The organism is Methylobacterium sp. WCS2018Hpa-22, from assembly GCF_031843785.1.
In the GTDB taxonomy this organism is placed as follows: Bacteria; Pseudomonadota; Alphaproteobacteria; order Rhizobiales; family Beijerinckiaceae; genus Methylobacterium.
The window spans coordinates 64,570-80,138 of record NZ_JAVTJA010000020.1 but is presented as its reverse complement, the minus strand read 5'-3'; the positions used below and the strand labels follow the sequence as shown (position 1 = coordinate 80,138).

General features: G+C 63.8%; 14 protein-coding genes. 7 read left to right on the top strand and 7 right to left on the bottom strand.

From position 1 onward, the window contains the following. Positions 1-152 precede the first annotated feature (152 nt). The 4 genes from RQI43_RS21680 to RQI43_RS21665 all read right to left on the bottom strand — a co-directional run bounded on the left by RQI43_RS21680 (position 153) and on the right by RQI43_RS21665 (position 5,817). The gene (locus tag RQI43_RS21680; protein ID WP_311276554.1) at positions 153-2,153 is read right to left on the bottom strand and encodes a glycosyltransferase; all 2,001 of its coding nucleotides are present in this window, start codon (positions 2,151-2,153) and stop codon (positions 153-155) included. After that, a complete protein-coding gene (locus RQI43_RS21675; protein ID WP_311276553.1) occupies positions 2,135-3,370 on the bottom strand; it encodes an HlyD family efflux transporter periplasmic adaptor subunit in 1,236 nt (411 codons plus the stop codon). Before RQI43_RS21675 ends, RQI43_RS21680 begins: the two co-directional genes overlap by 19 nt. Positions 3,371-4,235: 865 nt before the next feature. After that, positions 4,236-5,435, bottom strand: coding sequence for a serine hydrolase (locus tag RQI43_RS21670; protein ID WP_056428517.1), 1,200 nt, complete (start codon positions 5,433-5,435; stop codon positions 4,236-4,238). Positions 5,436-5,487: 52 nt separating this feature from the next. Then, positions 5,488-5,817 carry a multidrug efflux SMR transporter gene (locus RQI43_RS21665; RefSeq protein ID WP_056428514.1) on the bottom strand — a complete coding sequence of 110 codons (330 nt, stop codon included), beginning with the start codon at positions 5,815-5,817 and terminating at the stop codon, positions 5,488-5,490. A gap of 374 nt (positions 5,818-6,191) precedes the next feature. Between RQI43_RS21665 and RQI43_RS21660 the strand changes: the two genes are divergently transcribed. The 3 genes from RQI43_RS21660 (at position 6,192) to RQI43_RS21650 (ending at position 7,407) form a co-directional block, all read left to right on the top strand. Further along, the gene (locus tag RQI43_RS21660; protein ID WP_056428511.1) at positions 6,192-6,515 is read left to right on the top strand and encodes a YbjQ family protein; all 324 of its coding nucleotides are present in this window, start codon (positions 6,192-6,194) and stop codon (positions 6,513-6,515) included. 112 nt (positions 6,516-6,627) lie between these two features. Continuing rightward, entirely contained in the window at positions 6,628-6,879 is a 252-nt protein-coding gene (locus RQI43_RS21655) for a hypothetical protein (RefSeq protein WP_056428507.1), read from the top strand. A gap of 60 nt (positions 6,880-6,939) precedes the next feature. Next, positions 6,940-7,407, top strand: coding sequence for a lysozyme inhibitor LprI family protein (locus RQI43_RS21650; RefSeq protein ID WP_311276552.1), 468 nt, complete (start codon positions 6,940-6,942; stop codon positions 7,405-7,407). A 19-nt stretch (positions 7,408-7,426) separates the two neighbouring features. Here the strand turns inward: RQI43_RS21650 and RQI43_RS21645 are convergent, their stop codons facing one another. After that, positions 7,427-8,785 carry a sigma-54 dependent transcriptional regulator gene (locus RQI43_RS21645; protein WP_311276551.1) on the bottom strand — a complete coding sequence of 453 codons (1,359 nt, stop codon included), beginning with the start codon at positions 8,783-8,785 and terminating at the stop codon, positions 7,427-7,429. Beyond that, the gene (locus tag RQI43_RS21640) at positions 8,782-10,659 is read right to left on the bottom strand and encodes an ATP-binding protein (RefSeq protein ID WP_405030685.1); all 1,878 of its coding nucleotides are present in this window, start codon (positions 10,657-10,659) and stop codon (positions 8,782-8,784) included. Before RQI43_RS21640 ends, RQI43_RS21645 begins: the two co-directional genes overlap by 4 nt. Positions 10,660-10,973: 314 nt before the next feature. Between RQI43_RS21640 and RQI43_RS21635 the strand changes: the two genes are divergently transcribed. Further along, positions 10,974-12,317: a dicarboxylate/amino acid:cation symporter gene (locus tag RQI43_RS21635; protein WP_056428498.1), complete on the top strand. Its 1,344-nt coding sequence runs from the start codon at positions 10,974-10,976 to the stop codon at positions 12,315-12,317. Positions 12,318-12,447: 130 nt separating this feature from the next. On the opposite strand, the gene RQI43_RS21630 is transcribed toward RQI43_RS21635, so the two are convergent. Beyond that, positions 12,448-13,170: a sulfite exporter TauE/SafE family protein gene (locus tag RQI43_RS21630; protein WP_311276550.1), complete on the bottom strand. Its 723-nt coding sequence runs from the start codon at positions 13,168-13,170 to the stop codon at positions 12,448-12,450. Positions 13,171-13,302: 132 nt separating this feature from the next. On the opposite strand from RQI43_RS21630, the gene RQI43_RS21625 reads away from it, so the two are divergent. From RQI43_RS21625 to RQI43_RS21615, 3 genes are all read left to right on the top strand, one after another. After that, positions 13,303-14,217, top strand: coding sequence for a LysR family transcriptional regulator (locus RQI43_RS21625; protein ID WP_311276549.1), 915 nt, complete (start codon positions 13,303-13,305; stop codon positions 14,215-14,217). A 140-nt stretch (positions 14,218-14,357) separates the two neighbouring features. Further along, positions 14,358-15,113, top strand: a complete 756-nt coding sequence (locus RQI43_RS21620; RefSeq protein ID WP_311276548.1) for a glucose 1-dehydrogenase — start codon at positions 14,358-14,360, stop codon at positions 15,111-15,113. Between the two features lie 33 nt (positions 15,114-15,146). Further along, positions 15,147-15,545 carry a cupin domain-containing protein gene (locus tag RQI43_RS21615; protein WP_311276547.1) on the top strand — a complete coding sequence of 133 codons (399 nt, stop codon included), beginning with the start codon at positions 15,147-15,149 and terminating at the stop codon, positions 15,543-15,545. The last annotated feature ends 24 nt before the right edge of the window (positions 15,546-15,569 follow it).

The following is a 15,569-nucleotide window of genomic DNA, read 5'->3' as shown; positions in this document are numbered from 1 at the left end:
ATGCGCTGTCAGATCTTTCCAGGCCGCAAATGCGTTCTCACACAGCCTCGGTGGAGAGTGGACTCTGGCCTCTCGCCCCGAAGCGGACGTTCCGCCTCTAATACTGGGCGTGGAGGCTCAGCGAACGAGGAGCTGTGATGACAATTCGTACCTTAAGCCGTCTGGGCCGATTTTCCGAACATACGTGACCAGACGCCACCCACTATAGCGGATTTGTCAAGATCATGAATGTCCTGACTGTAGCGGCCGGTATAAAGCTCCACAATCATTCTATCTCTATCTCTACCGGAAACCTTAAATATAAATTTCACTGTATATGGGCGATTCGCCAAAATCTCAGAAACTTTCTCGATTGTGCAGTGAAGAAGTGGGAATCCTTCGGTCTTAACGGTTATAGTCTGGCCTAGGCTAAACTTAGGATCGAACTCGAACTCGGCAATTCCACTTTCCAAAGATAGGCTGACGATCCGTGCGGCGTGGTAGCGAGCACCAGGACCAACGATATGTGCAGCCTCGTCCGTGGCGAAGCTCTCAGACAATGGGCGGGGCTTCTCGAAGCAGATGAGCGCAGCAACCATCAGGACAACGATGTTGATGACAGCCCAATATGCGGAGACGACTGAGAACTCCCCCTCGCCGATGCGAGACCATTCTGGCACGATGTTCACTATGAGGCCGAGCGCGGTAACTGCGATCAAGATCGCAATAGAGAAAAAGGTGTAGGCGTCGAATTCTGAATCCTCGTTGCCCGAGCCTTTGGGTGTGACCTTGAATGGTACCCCAAATGGCTTGACAAGGCTTGAGATCACCACTGGCAGCATGCGGAATGTGGCGAATGCTCCTACAGCACTGGAAACCAGGGGCAGATAGCGGGTTGGCGTGAGCCATCCCATCAGTAGAAAGTAGGCCGCTAGCACAGGAACTTGATAGTAGATAATATCCTCAGTGCCCGTAAAGAAAAGCGGTGCCGTGCCGGTCCATAGGTAAACTGCGGGAACGAGAAGTATTACAAGACGGACCGTGTATTGCACGAGCCATGAGAGCGGAATGAACATAATACGCTGAAAAAGATTTAGTCCCGGCCCCCGAAGTGGCCCGTTATGCAGGTAGATCGTCTGGATTCCACCCCGGCACCAGCGGCCTCGCTGCACGAAGTAGCCCTTCAGATTTTCCGCGGCGAGGCCCATTGACAATCGTTCGTTGAGATAGCGGGTCTTATAGCCCTTATTGAGCATCGATAGGGTAGTCAGAAGGTCTTCCGTGATTGAGTCATGCGGGAACCCGCCGATAACCTCCACAGCTGCTCTACGAGCAATAGAGCATGACCCGCAGCAGAAGCTTACATCCCATGCATCGCGGCTTGCTGCCATCTCGTCGAAGAACAGTCGCTGCTCATCGGGCCAAACCTTCTCCAAGCTCAGATTTGATTGTACTGGATCCTTGTTGAAGAAGTGCTGCGGCGTCTGAACAATGCCAATAGTTGGATCCTGAAAGAACGGCACAGTGCGTCGCAGGAAGTTCCGGTATGGCACAAAATCTGCATCAAAGATGGCGATGTAATCCCCGCGCGAGACTTTCAGCCCGTTGTTCATGTTGCCCGCTTTCGCGTGCGAATTATCCGGCCGAGTGACGTGAATGACGCCCTTCTCCTGGCAGTACTCGCGCAACCAGCCCCTTCGTTTGTCATCTAAGACATAGATGGTGAGCTTGTCCTTTGGGTAATCGAGGGCTAAAGCGCCGATGATTGTCCGTTCGAGCACATCGAGCGGCTCATTGTAGGTCGGGATGAAAACGTCAACGGTGGGGAGGCTCGCCGGGTCCTGAGCAAAATAATCTCGTTCCATGCGGTCCGCTTCCGTACTGCGGTCCACATATCGCCCCATCGTCACCAAGAAGATGAGAATGTCGGCGAACGCCCCCAACTCGACACAGAATACGAACCACGTCCAGAAAAAACTAAAACTGTAATCCAGAGGGTGCGGCAAGACAGTCGCAGTGAAGCGCCACCAAAGGTAGCGCACCGCTATGGCTAGAACAAACGTGCAGGTGACTGCTCTAGTCCACGTTTTATTTCGCGGCCAGTTCAGTGTAAAGATGAAGAAAAAGGCAGCCACGAGTAGCGTCGGCGCGAGGACTAAGTAATACTGAACCACAGGCTCTTCACCCAATGCAGCATTGGAATATTATTGCTAGCGCGCGCGATGCGTACCTGTACGGTTCGGCCTACCTGACAGAAATTGGCATAATCCGTTTGCATCTCACTCTTTGCCAAGGCAACGCGAATGCGCGCACTCTTGCCGCGGCTGACTGGTGGAACAGCTGCAAGTGTGACCTCCTCGACCGCCGCACTTGCGCCTCGCACTGAGACAACCTTTCCTGGGATCACTTCCGATGTTCCAAGCAGGCGGACCTCTGCGTCCTCGCCGGGCTTGATTTCATCGTAATCCACCTCATTGACCAGGATATCTACGAAGAGATCGCGGCAATCGAGCAGGCGCATCAGCTCGTTGCCCGCAATGACGTTCGATCCAGCTACAACATTGTTGCGCCAAATTACTCCCTGGAAGGGCATTTGCACGGGGGAGTACGTAAACCGATCATTGCGAGTTCGTTCAATGACCAATTGTTTGCTCAGCTGCTGGATTCGAGCGCGCTCTGTTATCGCTTGCGCCTCTACGTTAGCCATCTGAATCATAATTTCATCGGTACGCTGCTGGCTGTACGGTACATCGTTCCGTCCTTCGCCCACGAAGGTGCCCCGCTTTAGTGCTTCCAGCTGGTACCCAAGGCGATCAAGTTCGGCCTTTGCGATAGTACCCTCGTTACTTGCTGAAATTGACGCAGCACGCGCTTGTTCGACGGAACTGTTCGCCACTACACCCGTTACACCTAAAGTCTGCTTACGACTTAAATCGGCGTCCGCCGACACTTTATTTGCTTGAGCTGTGCTAATCCGCTGCTGGCGAATAACAATCTCTTGCTGAATGCTTTGGATACTCGCCTTTTGATACTCTGCAAGTCGCGATACAAGCTCCTTCTTCATCTCGGCTAGATGGCTCAACTGTGACTCTAGCGCCTTTAATTTTTCGCGCGACGCACCAAGATCAGCGTCTAGCTGAGCTTCGGCCGTCCGAGCAATGCGCATGTTGTGGATTTGAAAGACTTCAGTACCCTCCGGTAGCGACGTTCCCACTTTTGGAGGAGTATCGGAGATAACGCCTTCAATAGGCGCAGAGACGAGTGTGAAGCGAGCGTTCACCGTTCCATCAAGGCTGGTGTGCCCGGTTAATCTCGGGAGCACGGCAAGAATAGCGGCACCGAGTAAAAGGATTCCAACGAAAATGCGTACTGTTCGGCTGTTCCAGTTCATTTGCGATTCCTAAGGAAACCAATGATTACGTAGAACCGACTTCCCATTCGTTTAGGTGAATACTCAAATTTAAGCCAAACTCGATTTCTTGTCCTGTAGGTTCGGAGGCAGTCATCTGGCGTGGGATGGCGAGCAGTTCTTAGCGCCTGGAGAGCGCTGCCTGCCCGTTTCGCCCGTTCAGTTTTGATCGAGCAGCGGGTATGCCGCTTCGATATTATCGAGCAAGCTGCGGGATGCCTAGGGGCTGAGCACGGGTAGGACCGGAAGACGATGACGACTGCAAGCTTAATAGCCAACGTGTAGTTGCGCGTCGGCTTGTCGTCGCGCTGGGCGATGTGACGGAAGACCTAAAAACGCCTGCCTTGGAAAAAGTTCCTCAGTCATGTGGGCTTTGCCGCTGATAATTTTGAAGAACGGGCAGTCACTAATCCACCCAACCCGGCCGTACCTTCTGTTTCACCAAGCTGCCTGGAGGCGGACCTTCTCAACGTCTGCAAAGGGTCGAAAGCGGACCCTGCGGCAAGTACCAAACGTCAGATGTTCCCCACTAGATCGATGTAGCCCGGTTCAAGTTGTTGTTCCAAAGCTTTACCTCGTCCTGAGGCGCCCGCGTCAGCGGGCCTCGAAGGAGCCCTCCAGACACCGAAGCGGTCCCTGGATGCCTCCTTCGAAGCCGCTACGCGGCACCTCAGGATGAGTAAGATCTTGGACAAGCAAATGAAAATAGGCCCTCGGCATAGGCATCGAGGCTGAAGATGCGTCTGTGCAAGTCCATGCCGAACAACTGAGATTGCGCATCATCGGCCTATACCCTTGGCTCGGATGACAGGGAGAGCTGTGTGGTCCCGCCGCCCGGCCGTTCGCCTCAGTGCGCCGGGCGGGTCGCGGCCAGCGCGCGGGAGATCGCCAGCATCACCGCCAGTGTGTCTTCTTCGTCCTGCTCGGCGCCGTGATCGCTGAGCTTGACGATCACCGTGCCGGTCTGGCGGTTGATGTAGATGTACTGGCCATAGACGCCGATGGCGGAGATGTCGTCGTCGCCCTCCGGCACGTGCCACCATTGCGCAGAGTAGGGCCAGCCGTCGACATCCCTGCGGGCCGGGGTCTCGATCCGCTCGATCCAGCGCGGGGGAACGATGTTCGTGCCGCCGACGCGGCCATGGTCGGCCACCATCAGCCCCAGGCGGGCGAAGTCCCGCGCCACGGCGTTGATGCAGCAGAAGGCCTTCTCCGTTCCCCCCGGCCGGTCGAGATTCCAGGTCGCGTTCGCCTCTGCGCCCATGGGCTTCCAGATCGCGTCCGAGAGGAGGTCGGCCAGGGGCTTCTTCTGAACCTCCGCGAGGATCAGGCCGAGGATCTCGGTGTCGATGCTGCGGTATTGGCCCGTGCTGCCGGGCTTCGACGACAGGGTGGCGTGGTCGCGCACGAAATCGCGGATGTCGCGGGTGAGGTACATGCCGGCGGTCCCCACCAGGGGGTTCCACGGGTCGTAATTCTCCGGCACCGCGAGTCCGCTCGTCATGTCGAGGAGGTCGCGGACGGTGATGCGGCCGAAGGCCGGCTCGCCCCGCAGATACGGCAGCAGGGTCGCCACGTGGTCCGTCTCGGCGAGCTTGCCCTCGGCGATCGTCTGCCCGACCAGCAGCGAGACCACCGATTTCGCCACCGACCAGGACGGGAACAGCGTCGCCGGCCCCGAACCGTGGCGGTACCATTCATGGACGAGGACGCCGTCCTGGGTCACCAGCAGGGCGTTGGTGTGGGTCGCCTCCAGCATCTGCGCCAGGGGAACATTGTGTCCCTTCCAGGGGACATGGCCGAGAATCGCGCGGGGCCGGGCGGGCAGGGCGCGGGACGAGGGCCCGGCCGCCACCGGACGGCTCGCGAACCAGGTGCCGACGGAGGAGGGCTCGACGATGGCGAGGGCCGCCAGGGTGACCGGGTTCGGCACGCCGAGCAGCGGCCCGATGGCGGCAGCTATCCCACCCAGCGCCCCGGCGCAGATCAGCGCCCCGGCGAGCCAAGGCCGACGGAAGCGGGGCCGGAGGCGGTGCAATCTCGACATGACGCTCGGTACACCTCTTGGCCGGCCCCGGCCGCCGGCGGAGCCCCGTCCTTCAGTGAGGCGCGGTCTGGCCCGAAGCGAGGATCGTCACCCCGACGGCGATCACCGCGATCCCGATCATCATCGGCAGGGTGATCGGCTCCTGGAACAGGAGCGCGCCGCCGACCGCCGCGCCGACCATGCCGACCCCGGCCCAGATCGCGTAGACGATCCCGATCGGCAGCATGTTCATGCTGTTCGACATCAGCCAGAACGCCGTGCCGTAGCCCAGCACCACGACGATGGTCGGCAGCGGTTTGGTCAGGCCGTCGGCGGCCTTGAGGGCGAGGGTCGCCGTCACCTCGGCGCTGATGGCGAAGGCAAGGAGGAGGTAGGGGTTCATCTGCGAGGCGTCCGTGCGGGGGCAGGCTGAAAGCGGAATCCGTGGCCATCCGCATGGCGATGTCCGCGTCATGTCCGAGGCCGGTAGCGGAATCGCGCGGTACGGCCACGGATTTCAAAAGCACGGGGGCCGTTAATTTCGCGTGTCGGATGGCGCACGAAGGCCCGTCCGATGGCGGTCGAAACCGGGTGCGCGTGGCGGTGACGGTCTGCCGTTTTGGCACAACTGGTCCGGGCGGCCCGCGCCGAATTGGAAAGTCTGCCCGTCGATCGAGTCTTGCTCCGCTCGGGGTCTCACGGCACAGATTGGTCACTGACTACGCGAGATTCTCCCTGGCCTTCCGGGACGGGAGAATCCGTGAGGAGCGTTCCGGCATGATCATCGTCACCACCGAAACCATTCCGGGTTGCACGGTCCGCGAAGTGCGAGGCCCCTGTTTCGGCGCCGTGGTCCGCAGCCGGGGCGCGGTCGGAAATTTCAGTGCCGGCCTGCGCTCCCTCGTCGGGGGCGAAGTCGGCGAATACAGCCGGTTGATCGAGGAAGCGCGCGGCCAGGCCATCGACCGCATGGCGCAGAACGCTGCTCAGCTCGGCGCGAACGCCGTCCTGACGATGCGATTCGACTCCTCCGAAACCGACCAGAACATGATGGAGGTCGTCGCCTACGGCACCGCCGCCATCGTCGAGCGCAACGCCTGACCGCCGCATCCCGGCAGGTCGGGACGTTCATCCCTATCGCCTTGACAAACCTCGGGTTTCTAGCGGTCAGGCCCCATCACGTTCCTCTTCTCCAACCACGGAATCCGACACGATGCGCACGACCCTGACCGCATGTCTCTTCATCGCCCTCACGGGTGCCGCCCTTGCCCAGCAGGTGAACGAGCCGCCGATCCAGAGCCCGCAGGACGCGGCCTGCCGCGAGCAGGCCAGGGCGCAGGTGTTCAGCGCCGCCAACCCGAGCAATCTCAGCCTCTACGACCTCGGTTCGCAGATCTATCACGCCTGCATGGCCAGCTATCACACCACCGGCCCGAACCCGGACCGCAAGGAGCGCCGTTTCTGACACCGCACGCTTCCCGCGATTCCGGCCGCCTCCCGTTCCCTTCCGAAGGATCTCCGCAGCATGACGATGCCTGACCAAGAGATCCATGGCGGGCGGGAGACGAGCCGTCGCTCCGGCTTTCTCGTCCTCGCCGTGCTGCTGGCGCTCGCAGGTTCGGCGACGGCCGTGTCCGCCGCACAGCCCTCGGCGAAGCTCTGCGCGACCGAGAACTCCACTCCCGAGACGGCGGAATGCATGGAGAAAGCCCTGGAGGGCGCCGACAAGGCACTGAACGAAGCCTACCGGAAGGCGCTCTCGGTGATCGACGCGGACGATAGCGGCAAGGATGCCAAGGCCAAGACGGAGTGGAAGGCGCAACTCGCCGCGGCGCAGCGTGCCTGGATCGCGTTCCGCGACGCCGATTGCGGGGCTCTGATCGTCAGCGAGTGGAACAGCGGCAGCGGGACCACAACGGCGACCTACGCGTGCCTCTACGACAAGACCGTCCAGCGGACTGGCGACCTCCTGAGCCGCTACCCGCTTCACTGAATCCGGGCTAACCTTTCGCTCAGCGATAATCGGTGGGCGTGAGGCCGTGCCGGGCCATCTTGTCGTAGAGGGTCTTGCGCGGCGTGCCGAGGGATTCGGCGGCGATGCGGACGTCGCCGCCGGCCATGATCAGCTCCTCGCGGATCAGACCACGCTCGAACCGGTCGACCTGCTCGGCCAGGGTTCCGGTGCTGGCGGCCTCCGGTGAGGGCGCGTCGTGCTGGCCGAGGCCGAGGGCGTGACGCTCGGCGAAATGGCCGAGTTCGCGCACGTTGCCGGGCCAGTCGTGCCGGCGCAGGTGCTCCCGCACGGCCGGCGTGATCGGCGCGGGCTCGCGGCCGAAGCGCAAAGCGGCGCGGGTGAGAAACTCCTGGAACAGCAGCATCACGTCCTCGCGCCGCTCGCGCAGGGGCGGAATCGCGATCGTGATGACGTTGAGGCGGTGGTAGAGGTCGTCGCGGAAGGTGCCCTGCGCCGCCGCCTGGCCGAGATCGACCTTGGTCGCGGCCACCACGCGCATGTCGATGGCGCGGATCTCGTTGCTGCCCAACGGCTCCACCGCCCGCTCCTGCAGGACGCGCAGGAGTTTCACCTGCAGGCCCAATGGCATGCTCTCGATCTCGTCGAGGAACAGCGTGCCGCCCTGAGCGTACTCGATCCGGCCGACGCGGCGCTTGAGGGCGCCGGTGAAGGCACCGGCCTCATGGCCGAAGAGTTCGCTCTCGACGACGCTGTCGGGTAGCGCGCCGCAATTCATCGCCACGAAGTTCCGGCTCGCGCGCCGGCTCCAGCGGTGCAGGGCGCTCGCCACCACCTCCTTGCCCGAGCCGGTCTCGCCGAAGACGAGAACGTCCACATCGGCATCGGCGACATCCCGCACGAGACGGCGCAGGCGCACCATCTCCGGGGAAATGCCGAGGAAGGCCGGGTCCTCCTCCACCGCCGCGTCCAGCCGGGCGCGCAGGGTGCGGTTCTCGAGAACGAGCCGGCGCCGTTCCAGAGCGCGGCGCGCCGAGGCGACGAGGGATTCGGCCGGATAGGGTTTGGACAGGAAATCGTAGGCCCCGTCGCGCATGGCACTCACCGCCATGCGGATGTCGCCATGCCCGGTGATCAGGATGACCGGCAGTTCCGGATCGATGGCCTTGATCCGCCCGAACAGAGCAATGCCGTCGAGATCGGGCAGGCGCACGTCGGTAACCACAAGGCCGGGCGGATCGGCGAGGATGGCGGCCAGCGCAGGTCCGGCGGCCCCGAAGGTCTCCACCGTGAACCCATCGAGCTCAAGGCTCTGGCGGTTGGCGCGGCAGACATCCGCCTCGTCGTCGATGAAGACGACCCGTTCGGCCGACCCGCCCGCACCCTCTTCAACGCTCACGATGTCGTCTCCACGGGGGCTTTGGCCAGTTCCATCCGGAACACCGCTCCGCCGGCCGGATCGTCCAGGGCGTTCAGGCTGCCGCCGCAATCCTCGGCGATTCCGCGGGCGATGGCGAGCCCGAGCCCGAGCCCATCGGACTTGGTGGTGAAGAAGGCGTCGAAGAGCTGGGCCCGAATGGCCTCAGGCAAGCCCGGCCCGGTATCGCGCACCTCGACCGCCACACGCTCCCCGGGCACGTCCCGCACCAGGATGGAGACCCGTGGATCGGTGCTCCCCGCCGCCGCGTCGAGGGCGTTCTGGAGCAGGTTGACCACGACCTGTTCGAGGCGCGGCCCGTCACCGAGAACGCAGAGGCCAGGGGCCGGCGTCTCCGCCGTGAGCGCGATCCCGGCCGCCTTCGCCCGTGCTTCCACCAGTTCCAGGCTGTTGGCGAGGATATCGGCGAGGGGCACGGGCTCGCGCCGGGGCGATGAACGCCGGGCGAAACCCTTGAGCTGCCGCGTCAGGCCGCCGATCCGGTCGGTGAGGCGGCCGATGGCGAAGGCGTTCTCAGCCGCTTCCTCGCCCCGGCCCCGTCGGACCAGGATCGCCGCGTTGTCGGCGTAGGAGCGGATGGCGGCCAGCGGCTGATTGATCTCGTGCGCCATGCTGGCGGCGAACTGGCCCAAGGCCGCGAGCCGCCCGGCCTGGGCGAGTTCTCGGCCGAGGCGTTCGCGCTCGGCTTCCGCCTGCCGTCGCTCCTCCTCCGCCCTCCGTCGCTCTTCGATTTCCAGCCGGAGCATCCTGTTGGCGTCGGTGAGTTCCATCGTCCGCTCACGGACGCTCCTCTCCAACTCTTCCCGGCGCGTCGCGGCTTGAGCGAGGCGCTGGCGTGTCCGTCGCCGGCGGCCCGCCACGGTCGCGATCCCGATACAGGCCAGCCCGGTGCCGAGGGCGGCGATGATCCAGGCCTGCACCCGCTCGCGGTCCACGGCAGAACCCACCGGCGTCAGGGTATGGAGTCGCCAGTCGGTACCTGGAATGGGGGCGTCGAGGGCCAGGGCGGTTCGCGCCGGCCGCGACCCCTGCCCGACGCGGACGAGGTCCTGCATCCCCCCGACGGGGTGGAGCGGAAGCGCCGTGAGCGGGGCGTCGCCGAATTCCAGCGCCGCGCGGATGCGCTTTCGCTCGTCCTCGCCGACCTCGCGGAGGGTCGCGAAGTTCCACGTGGGATCACTCGCCACGAGGACGATGCCCCTTGCATCCGCCACGAACACCCCATCCCCCGATTGCCGCCACGCGGCCTCGACGTCGTGGAATTCGATCTTCACCACCACCACGCCGCCGGATTCGTCGATCCGCCGCGAGAGGTAGAGGCCCGCCCGGCCGCTCACCGTACCCAGGGCGAATTGCGATCCGGCGCCGCCGGTCATAGCCTGCCGAAAGTAGGGCCTGAAAGCATAGTCCCGGCCGAGAAAGCTGCGCTCCGACCCTGCATTGCTCGCAGCCACCGTGATCCCGTCGGAGCGGATGACGTAGATCACCGCCGCGCCCGTGGCCGCCGCGATCTGAGCGAGCCGTCTGTTGACCCTGGTGACCAAGGGTTGCCCCGGCTCACGACCCGCGACTGCTGCGATCTCAGGATCCGCGGCCAGGGCCAGCGGAAGCGAGGCCTGCTTCTGCATTTCGGCCCTCAACGCGCCGACCTGCAGCGCCAGGGCGGCCTGGGCCGTACGGCGAAGGTCCGTCAGCGCCCAGCGCTCGGCCGCCCGCCCAGCGAGCCATGCCCCAACGAGAACCAGGATCAGGCAGGCGACCGGAACGAGGGTGCGATGCCACCGCGCGCGCCATCGCGGTTCGGTTCCGCCGCGGAGAGAAGAATTCTGATTCACGTGCTTCGCATCAGTGCGATTTCCCGGACGGAATTTGGCGACTGAGTGCGGGATTTCGCACTGGGGCCGCGAATGGGAACCTCGCCGACAAGAGAAATATGTCTGAAATCAACGTCTTAACGAAATATTTCAGGAGTTCCCAAGCTGGCATGGGGGTTGCCATTCCTAAACCGAAACGCAGGCCTGCGCTGTTCGCAGGGCTGCAAGCCGAAGGGGCGAGTGCCCCGACGCCAAGACCAAGAGACGACGATGCCCGGACAGAACCGGCGCACCGATCCGACCCAGTTTTATCTATCTCCAGGGAGAAGCCCGCCATGGCCACCATACCGTCTCCGCTGACCGCGCCGCACGCGCCGGCAAAGCCCAAGCCCCTCTATCGCACGCTGTATTTCCAGGTGCTCGTCGCCGTGGCGATCGGCATCACCCTCGGTCACTTCTACCCGCAGGTCGGCGCGGACATGAAGCCGCTCGGCGATGCCTTCATCAAGCTCGTCAAGATGATCATCGCGCCGGTGATCTTCCTCACGGTCGTCTCCGGCATCGCTGGCATGACCAACCTGGAGAAGGTCGGCCGCGTCGGCGGCAAGGCGCTCATCTACTTCATCACCTTCTCGACCCTGGCCCTCATCGTCGGTCTGATCGTGGCGAACCTCGTCCAGCCGGGCGCGGGCATGCATATCGATCCGAAGACCCTCGATCCGAAATCGATCGCGATGTACGCCGACAAGGCGAAGACGCAGTCGATCACCGACTTCCTCATGAACATCATTCCGACCACGGCGGTGGGTGCGTTCTCGGGCGGCGAGATCCTTCAGGTCCTGTTCTTCTCGGTGCTGTTCGGCTTCGGCCTCGCCTTCCTGGGCGATCGCGGCAAGCCGGTGCTCGACATCATCAAGGTGCTGTCGGAAGCCATCTTCGGCGTCGTCAACATCATCATGAAGGTCGCCCCCATCGGTGCCTTCGGCGCCATGGCCTTCACCATCGGCAAATACGGCATCGCCTCGCTCGCCAACCTCGCCTACCTCGTCGGCGCCTTCTACCTGACCTCGGCGATCTTCGTGCTCGGCGTGCTCGGCCTCGTCGCCCGCTATAACGGCTTCTCGATCATCAAGCTCATCCGCTACATCAAGGAAGAGCTGATGCTGGTGCTCGGCACCTCGTCCTCCGAGTCGGCCCTGCCTTCGCTGCTCGAGAAGATGGAGCGTGCCGGCTGTTCGAAGCCCGTCGTCGGCCTCGTGGTCCCCACCGGCTACTCGTTCAACCTCGACGGCACCAACATCTACATGACCATGGCGGCGCTCTTCATCGCGCAGGCCACGGATACGCCGCTCACCTATGGCGAGCAGGGCCTCCTGCTCCTCGTGGCCATGCTCTCCTCCAAGGGGGCGGCCGGCGTCACCGGTTCGGGCTTCATCACCCTGGCGGCGACCCTCGCGGTGGTGCCCTCGGTGCCCGTCGTCGGCATGGCGCTGATCCTCGGCGTCGACCGGTTCATGTCCGAGTGCCGCGCGCTCACCAACTTCATCGGCAATGCCGTGGCCTGCATCGTGGTCGCCCGCTGGGAAGGTGAAGTGGACGAGGTCAGACTCGCGGCGGCACTGGGCGGCAACCCGATGCCTCTGGCAGCCGAGATGCCGGTTCTCCAGGCTGCGGAGTAACGCCCGTACCGACTTCGAGCCGGGTGGCGATCCAGCCGGCTCGAAGACGATCCGAAAGGGGCTGCCGGACCGCAATGGCCCGGCAGCCCCTTTCGCGTCGAGCATGGCCTTGGTTCCTCGATGCGATGGGTCACCCGAGGCCATTCCAGACGAGACACGTGCCCGAGATCGCCAGAAGCCCGTCCATCATGAACCGGAACGTCTCCGGGGCGAGGCGAAGCACGAAGGGCTTTGCCACGAACGCCCCCACCATGAGAGCCGCGCCCACGGCAAGGCCTCTGACGAAATCCGCGACCGGCAATGCGCCGGTTCCCTGAAAGGTCAGGGTCTTGGTGAGGTAGATTGCCAGCGACGCAGCGGCCTCCGTGCCAATGAACGCGCCCTTGGTCAGGCCGTAGCCGATGAAGACCGGAACCGAGGCAGGGCCGGTCGAGGCGACGATGCCCGTCAGGAAGCCGATTACCGCTCCGGCAACCGCCAGATGGGGGAGCCGCACTCTGACGAGGCGGTCGGCTAGCCAGCGGCGTCCGGGGATCATAGCCAGAAGGAACGCGCCGATCGCCAGATCGACGGCCCGCGGCGGCAGGACCAGCATCGTGCGGGCGCCGAGCATTGCCGCGGGAATTCCAGTCGCCGCATAGGCGGCGACAGCCCGCCAGTCGACCTCTCGCCACCATGCCAGGATGCGGGAGAGGTTCGCCATCACGGCTGCGACCGCCATGATCGGGATGGCTTCCTTGGGCCCGTAGACATACGCGAGCACCGGCACCAGCATGATCGAGGAGCCGGTGCCGATGATGCCGCTGACGACGCCCGCCACGAGGCCGATGGAGAGGATGAGAAGCAGACCCATCGGACGATTGTGCCCGGCCGAACCGGAAGTCCCTAGGGGCAATGCCTGACGTTGGATAATCTCGGCCTGCGAGCCTGTGCTGACGGAGGCCGGCTCGGATCACTTTCCCGCCAGCGAACGTTCCCCTGCCTCATGCTGACCAGCCGGACCGATCTTGCCGATCTCGGCACCTTCCTCGCCATCGCTCGTCATCTGAGCTTCCGGCGTGCGGGGCTGGAACTCGGTGTCAGTGCCTCCGCGCTCAGCCATGCCCTCAAGGCGATGGAGGCTCGCCTCGGCGTGCGGCTGATCAACCGCACCAGCCGGAGCGTCACCCTGACCGCAACGGGCGAAGAGCTTCTGGCGTCGCTCGATGCACCCTTCGCGGCGATCGGTTCGGCGCTCGATGGACTCAACCGCCACCGGGAGCCAGGGAACGCCGCGGGGCGCATTCGTCTCAATGTGCTCGAACATGCGAGCACGCTGCTACTCGCGCCCGTGCTGCCCGTCTTCAGCGAGCGCCATCCGCAGATTGAGATCGACGTCCGCGTCTCCAACGATCTGCTCGACATCGTGGAGGCCGGGGCCGATGCGGGCATCCGATATGGCGGCACCGTCGCTCAGGATATGATTGCCCAGCGCCTGTCGGCCGACCTGCGCTGGGTGGTGGTCGGCGCACCCTGCTATCTGGATCGGCATGGAACGCCGGAGCATCCACACGACCTGTTGGCGCATCGGTGCCTGCGCATCCGCCTCGGTGACGAACGGCTCTACGGTTGGGAGTTCGAACGGGCCGGTGAGCCGCTCGCGCTCGACGTGCCCGGCGCCGTGACCATCGACAACACGCACTTCGCGCTGTCCCTCGCGACGGCAGGCGGGGGGCTGGCCTACCTCCCCGAACCATGCGTCAGGTCGCCGGTCAGTCGCGGTGAACTGCGCGTCGTTCTGACGGATTGGGCCCCCGCGGGAGCCGGCTTCCACATTTACTATCCGGGACGTCGCCAGTTGCCGACCGGCCTGCGGCTACTCATCGATCTGGTTCGCGAGCTTCGGCCGCTCGGTCTGTAGGCGTGATGTCGCCCAGCGATGAGCCATGCTCATCGGTCCGTTGAAGCAATGGCGGGTCATCGGAGTGATGCTGTGAGCCTACTTCTCGCTGATCGGTGAGCGGTAGGGCTCGCCATCACGGCCAGCCGGAGGCTTCCAACATGCTCACCACACACCGTTTCACCGAAAAGGTCGTTTTCGTCACCGGTGCCGCCAGCGGCATCGGGCGTGCCGCCGCCCTCGCTTTCGCGGCCGAGGGGGCTCGTGTGGCGATTGCCGACCGGAGTGAGGAGACCCTGGAAGACTCGCGGGCCGAGATTGAAGCGGCCGGCGGAGAGGTACTGGCGATCCGTTGCGACGTGTCTCTACCGGAGGAGGTGGAAGCGGCGATTGCCCGAACCGTCGAACGCTTCGGACGCCTCGACTGCGCCTTCAACAATGCCGGAGTCGAGAACAGGGCCACGCCGGTCCACGAGATCGAACTCGACGAATGGGACCGCATCCTCGGCATCAACCTGAGGGGGACCTTCCTCTGCATGAAGTACGAACTGGCGCAGATGGTGCGCCAGGGCGGCGGCGTGGTGGTCAACACCTCTTCCGGTGCCGGCATCCGCGGTGTCGCGGGCGGCGCGGCCTATGCCGCTTCCAAACACGCCATCATCGGTCTGACCCGCTCGGCAGCGCTGGACTATGCCCGGAAGAACATACGGGTGAACGCTATTCTGCCCGGCAACATCGAAACGCCGATGATGGACCGTTTCACGGGAGGCGACGTTCAGAAAGCGATCGACCTCGAACCGGTAGGGCGCCTCGGCAAGCCGGAGGAGATCGCAGAAGCGGTGCTCTGGATGTGCTCGGACCTCGGTGGGTTCGTGACCGGAGCCGCCACGGTGATCGACGGTGGCTGGTCGCTTTGACGGTCGATCCGGCGGAAACGGAGGAGCAGGCGAATGGACATCACACGCAGCGGGTCGCGACCGTCCGGCAAGGGACCGTCCGAATGGTTCACCGGGACCGTGCGGATCGACCCTCTTTTCTCCGCGCCCGAGCCGGCGCGGGTCGCCGGAGCGAGCGTGACGTTCGAGCCGGGTGCCCGCACCGCGTGGCATACGCATCCGCTCGGCCAGACGCTCATCGTCACCTCCGGGGCCGGCTGGGTTCAGCGGGAGGGCGGCCCGATGGAGGCCATCGCGCCGGGCGACGTCGTTTGGTTCGAGCCGGGTGAAAAACACTGGCACGGGGCAACGGCAACGACGGCCCTGACGCATATCGCGATCCAGGAGCAGCTCGACGGCCGGGCGGTGACATGGTTGGAACAGGTCACCGACGAACACTATCGCGGCGTTTGACTCTCGCGCCAGGGTGGCCCCTCG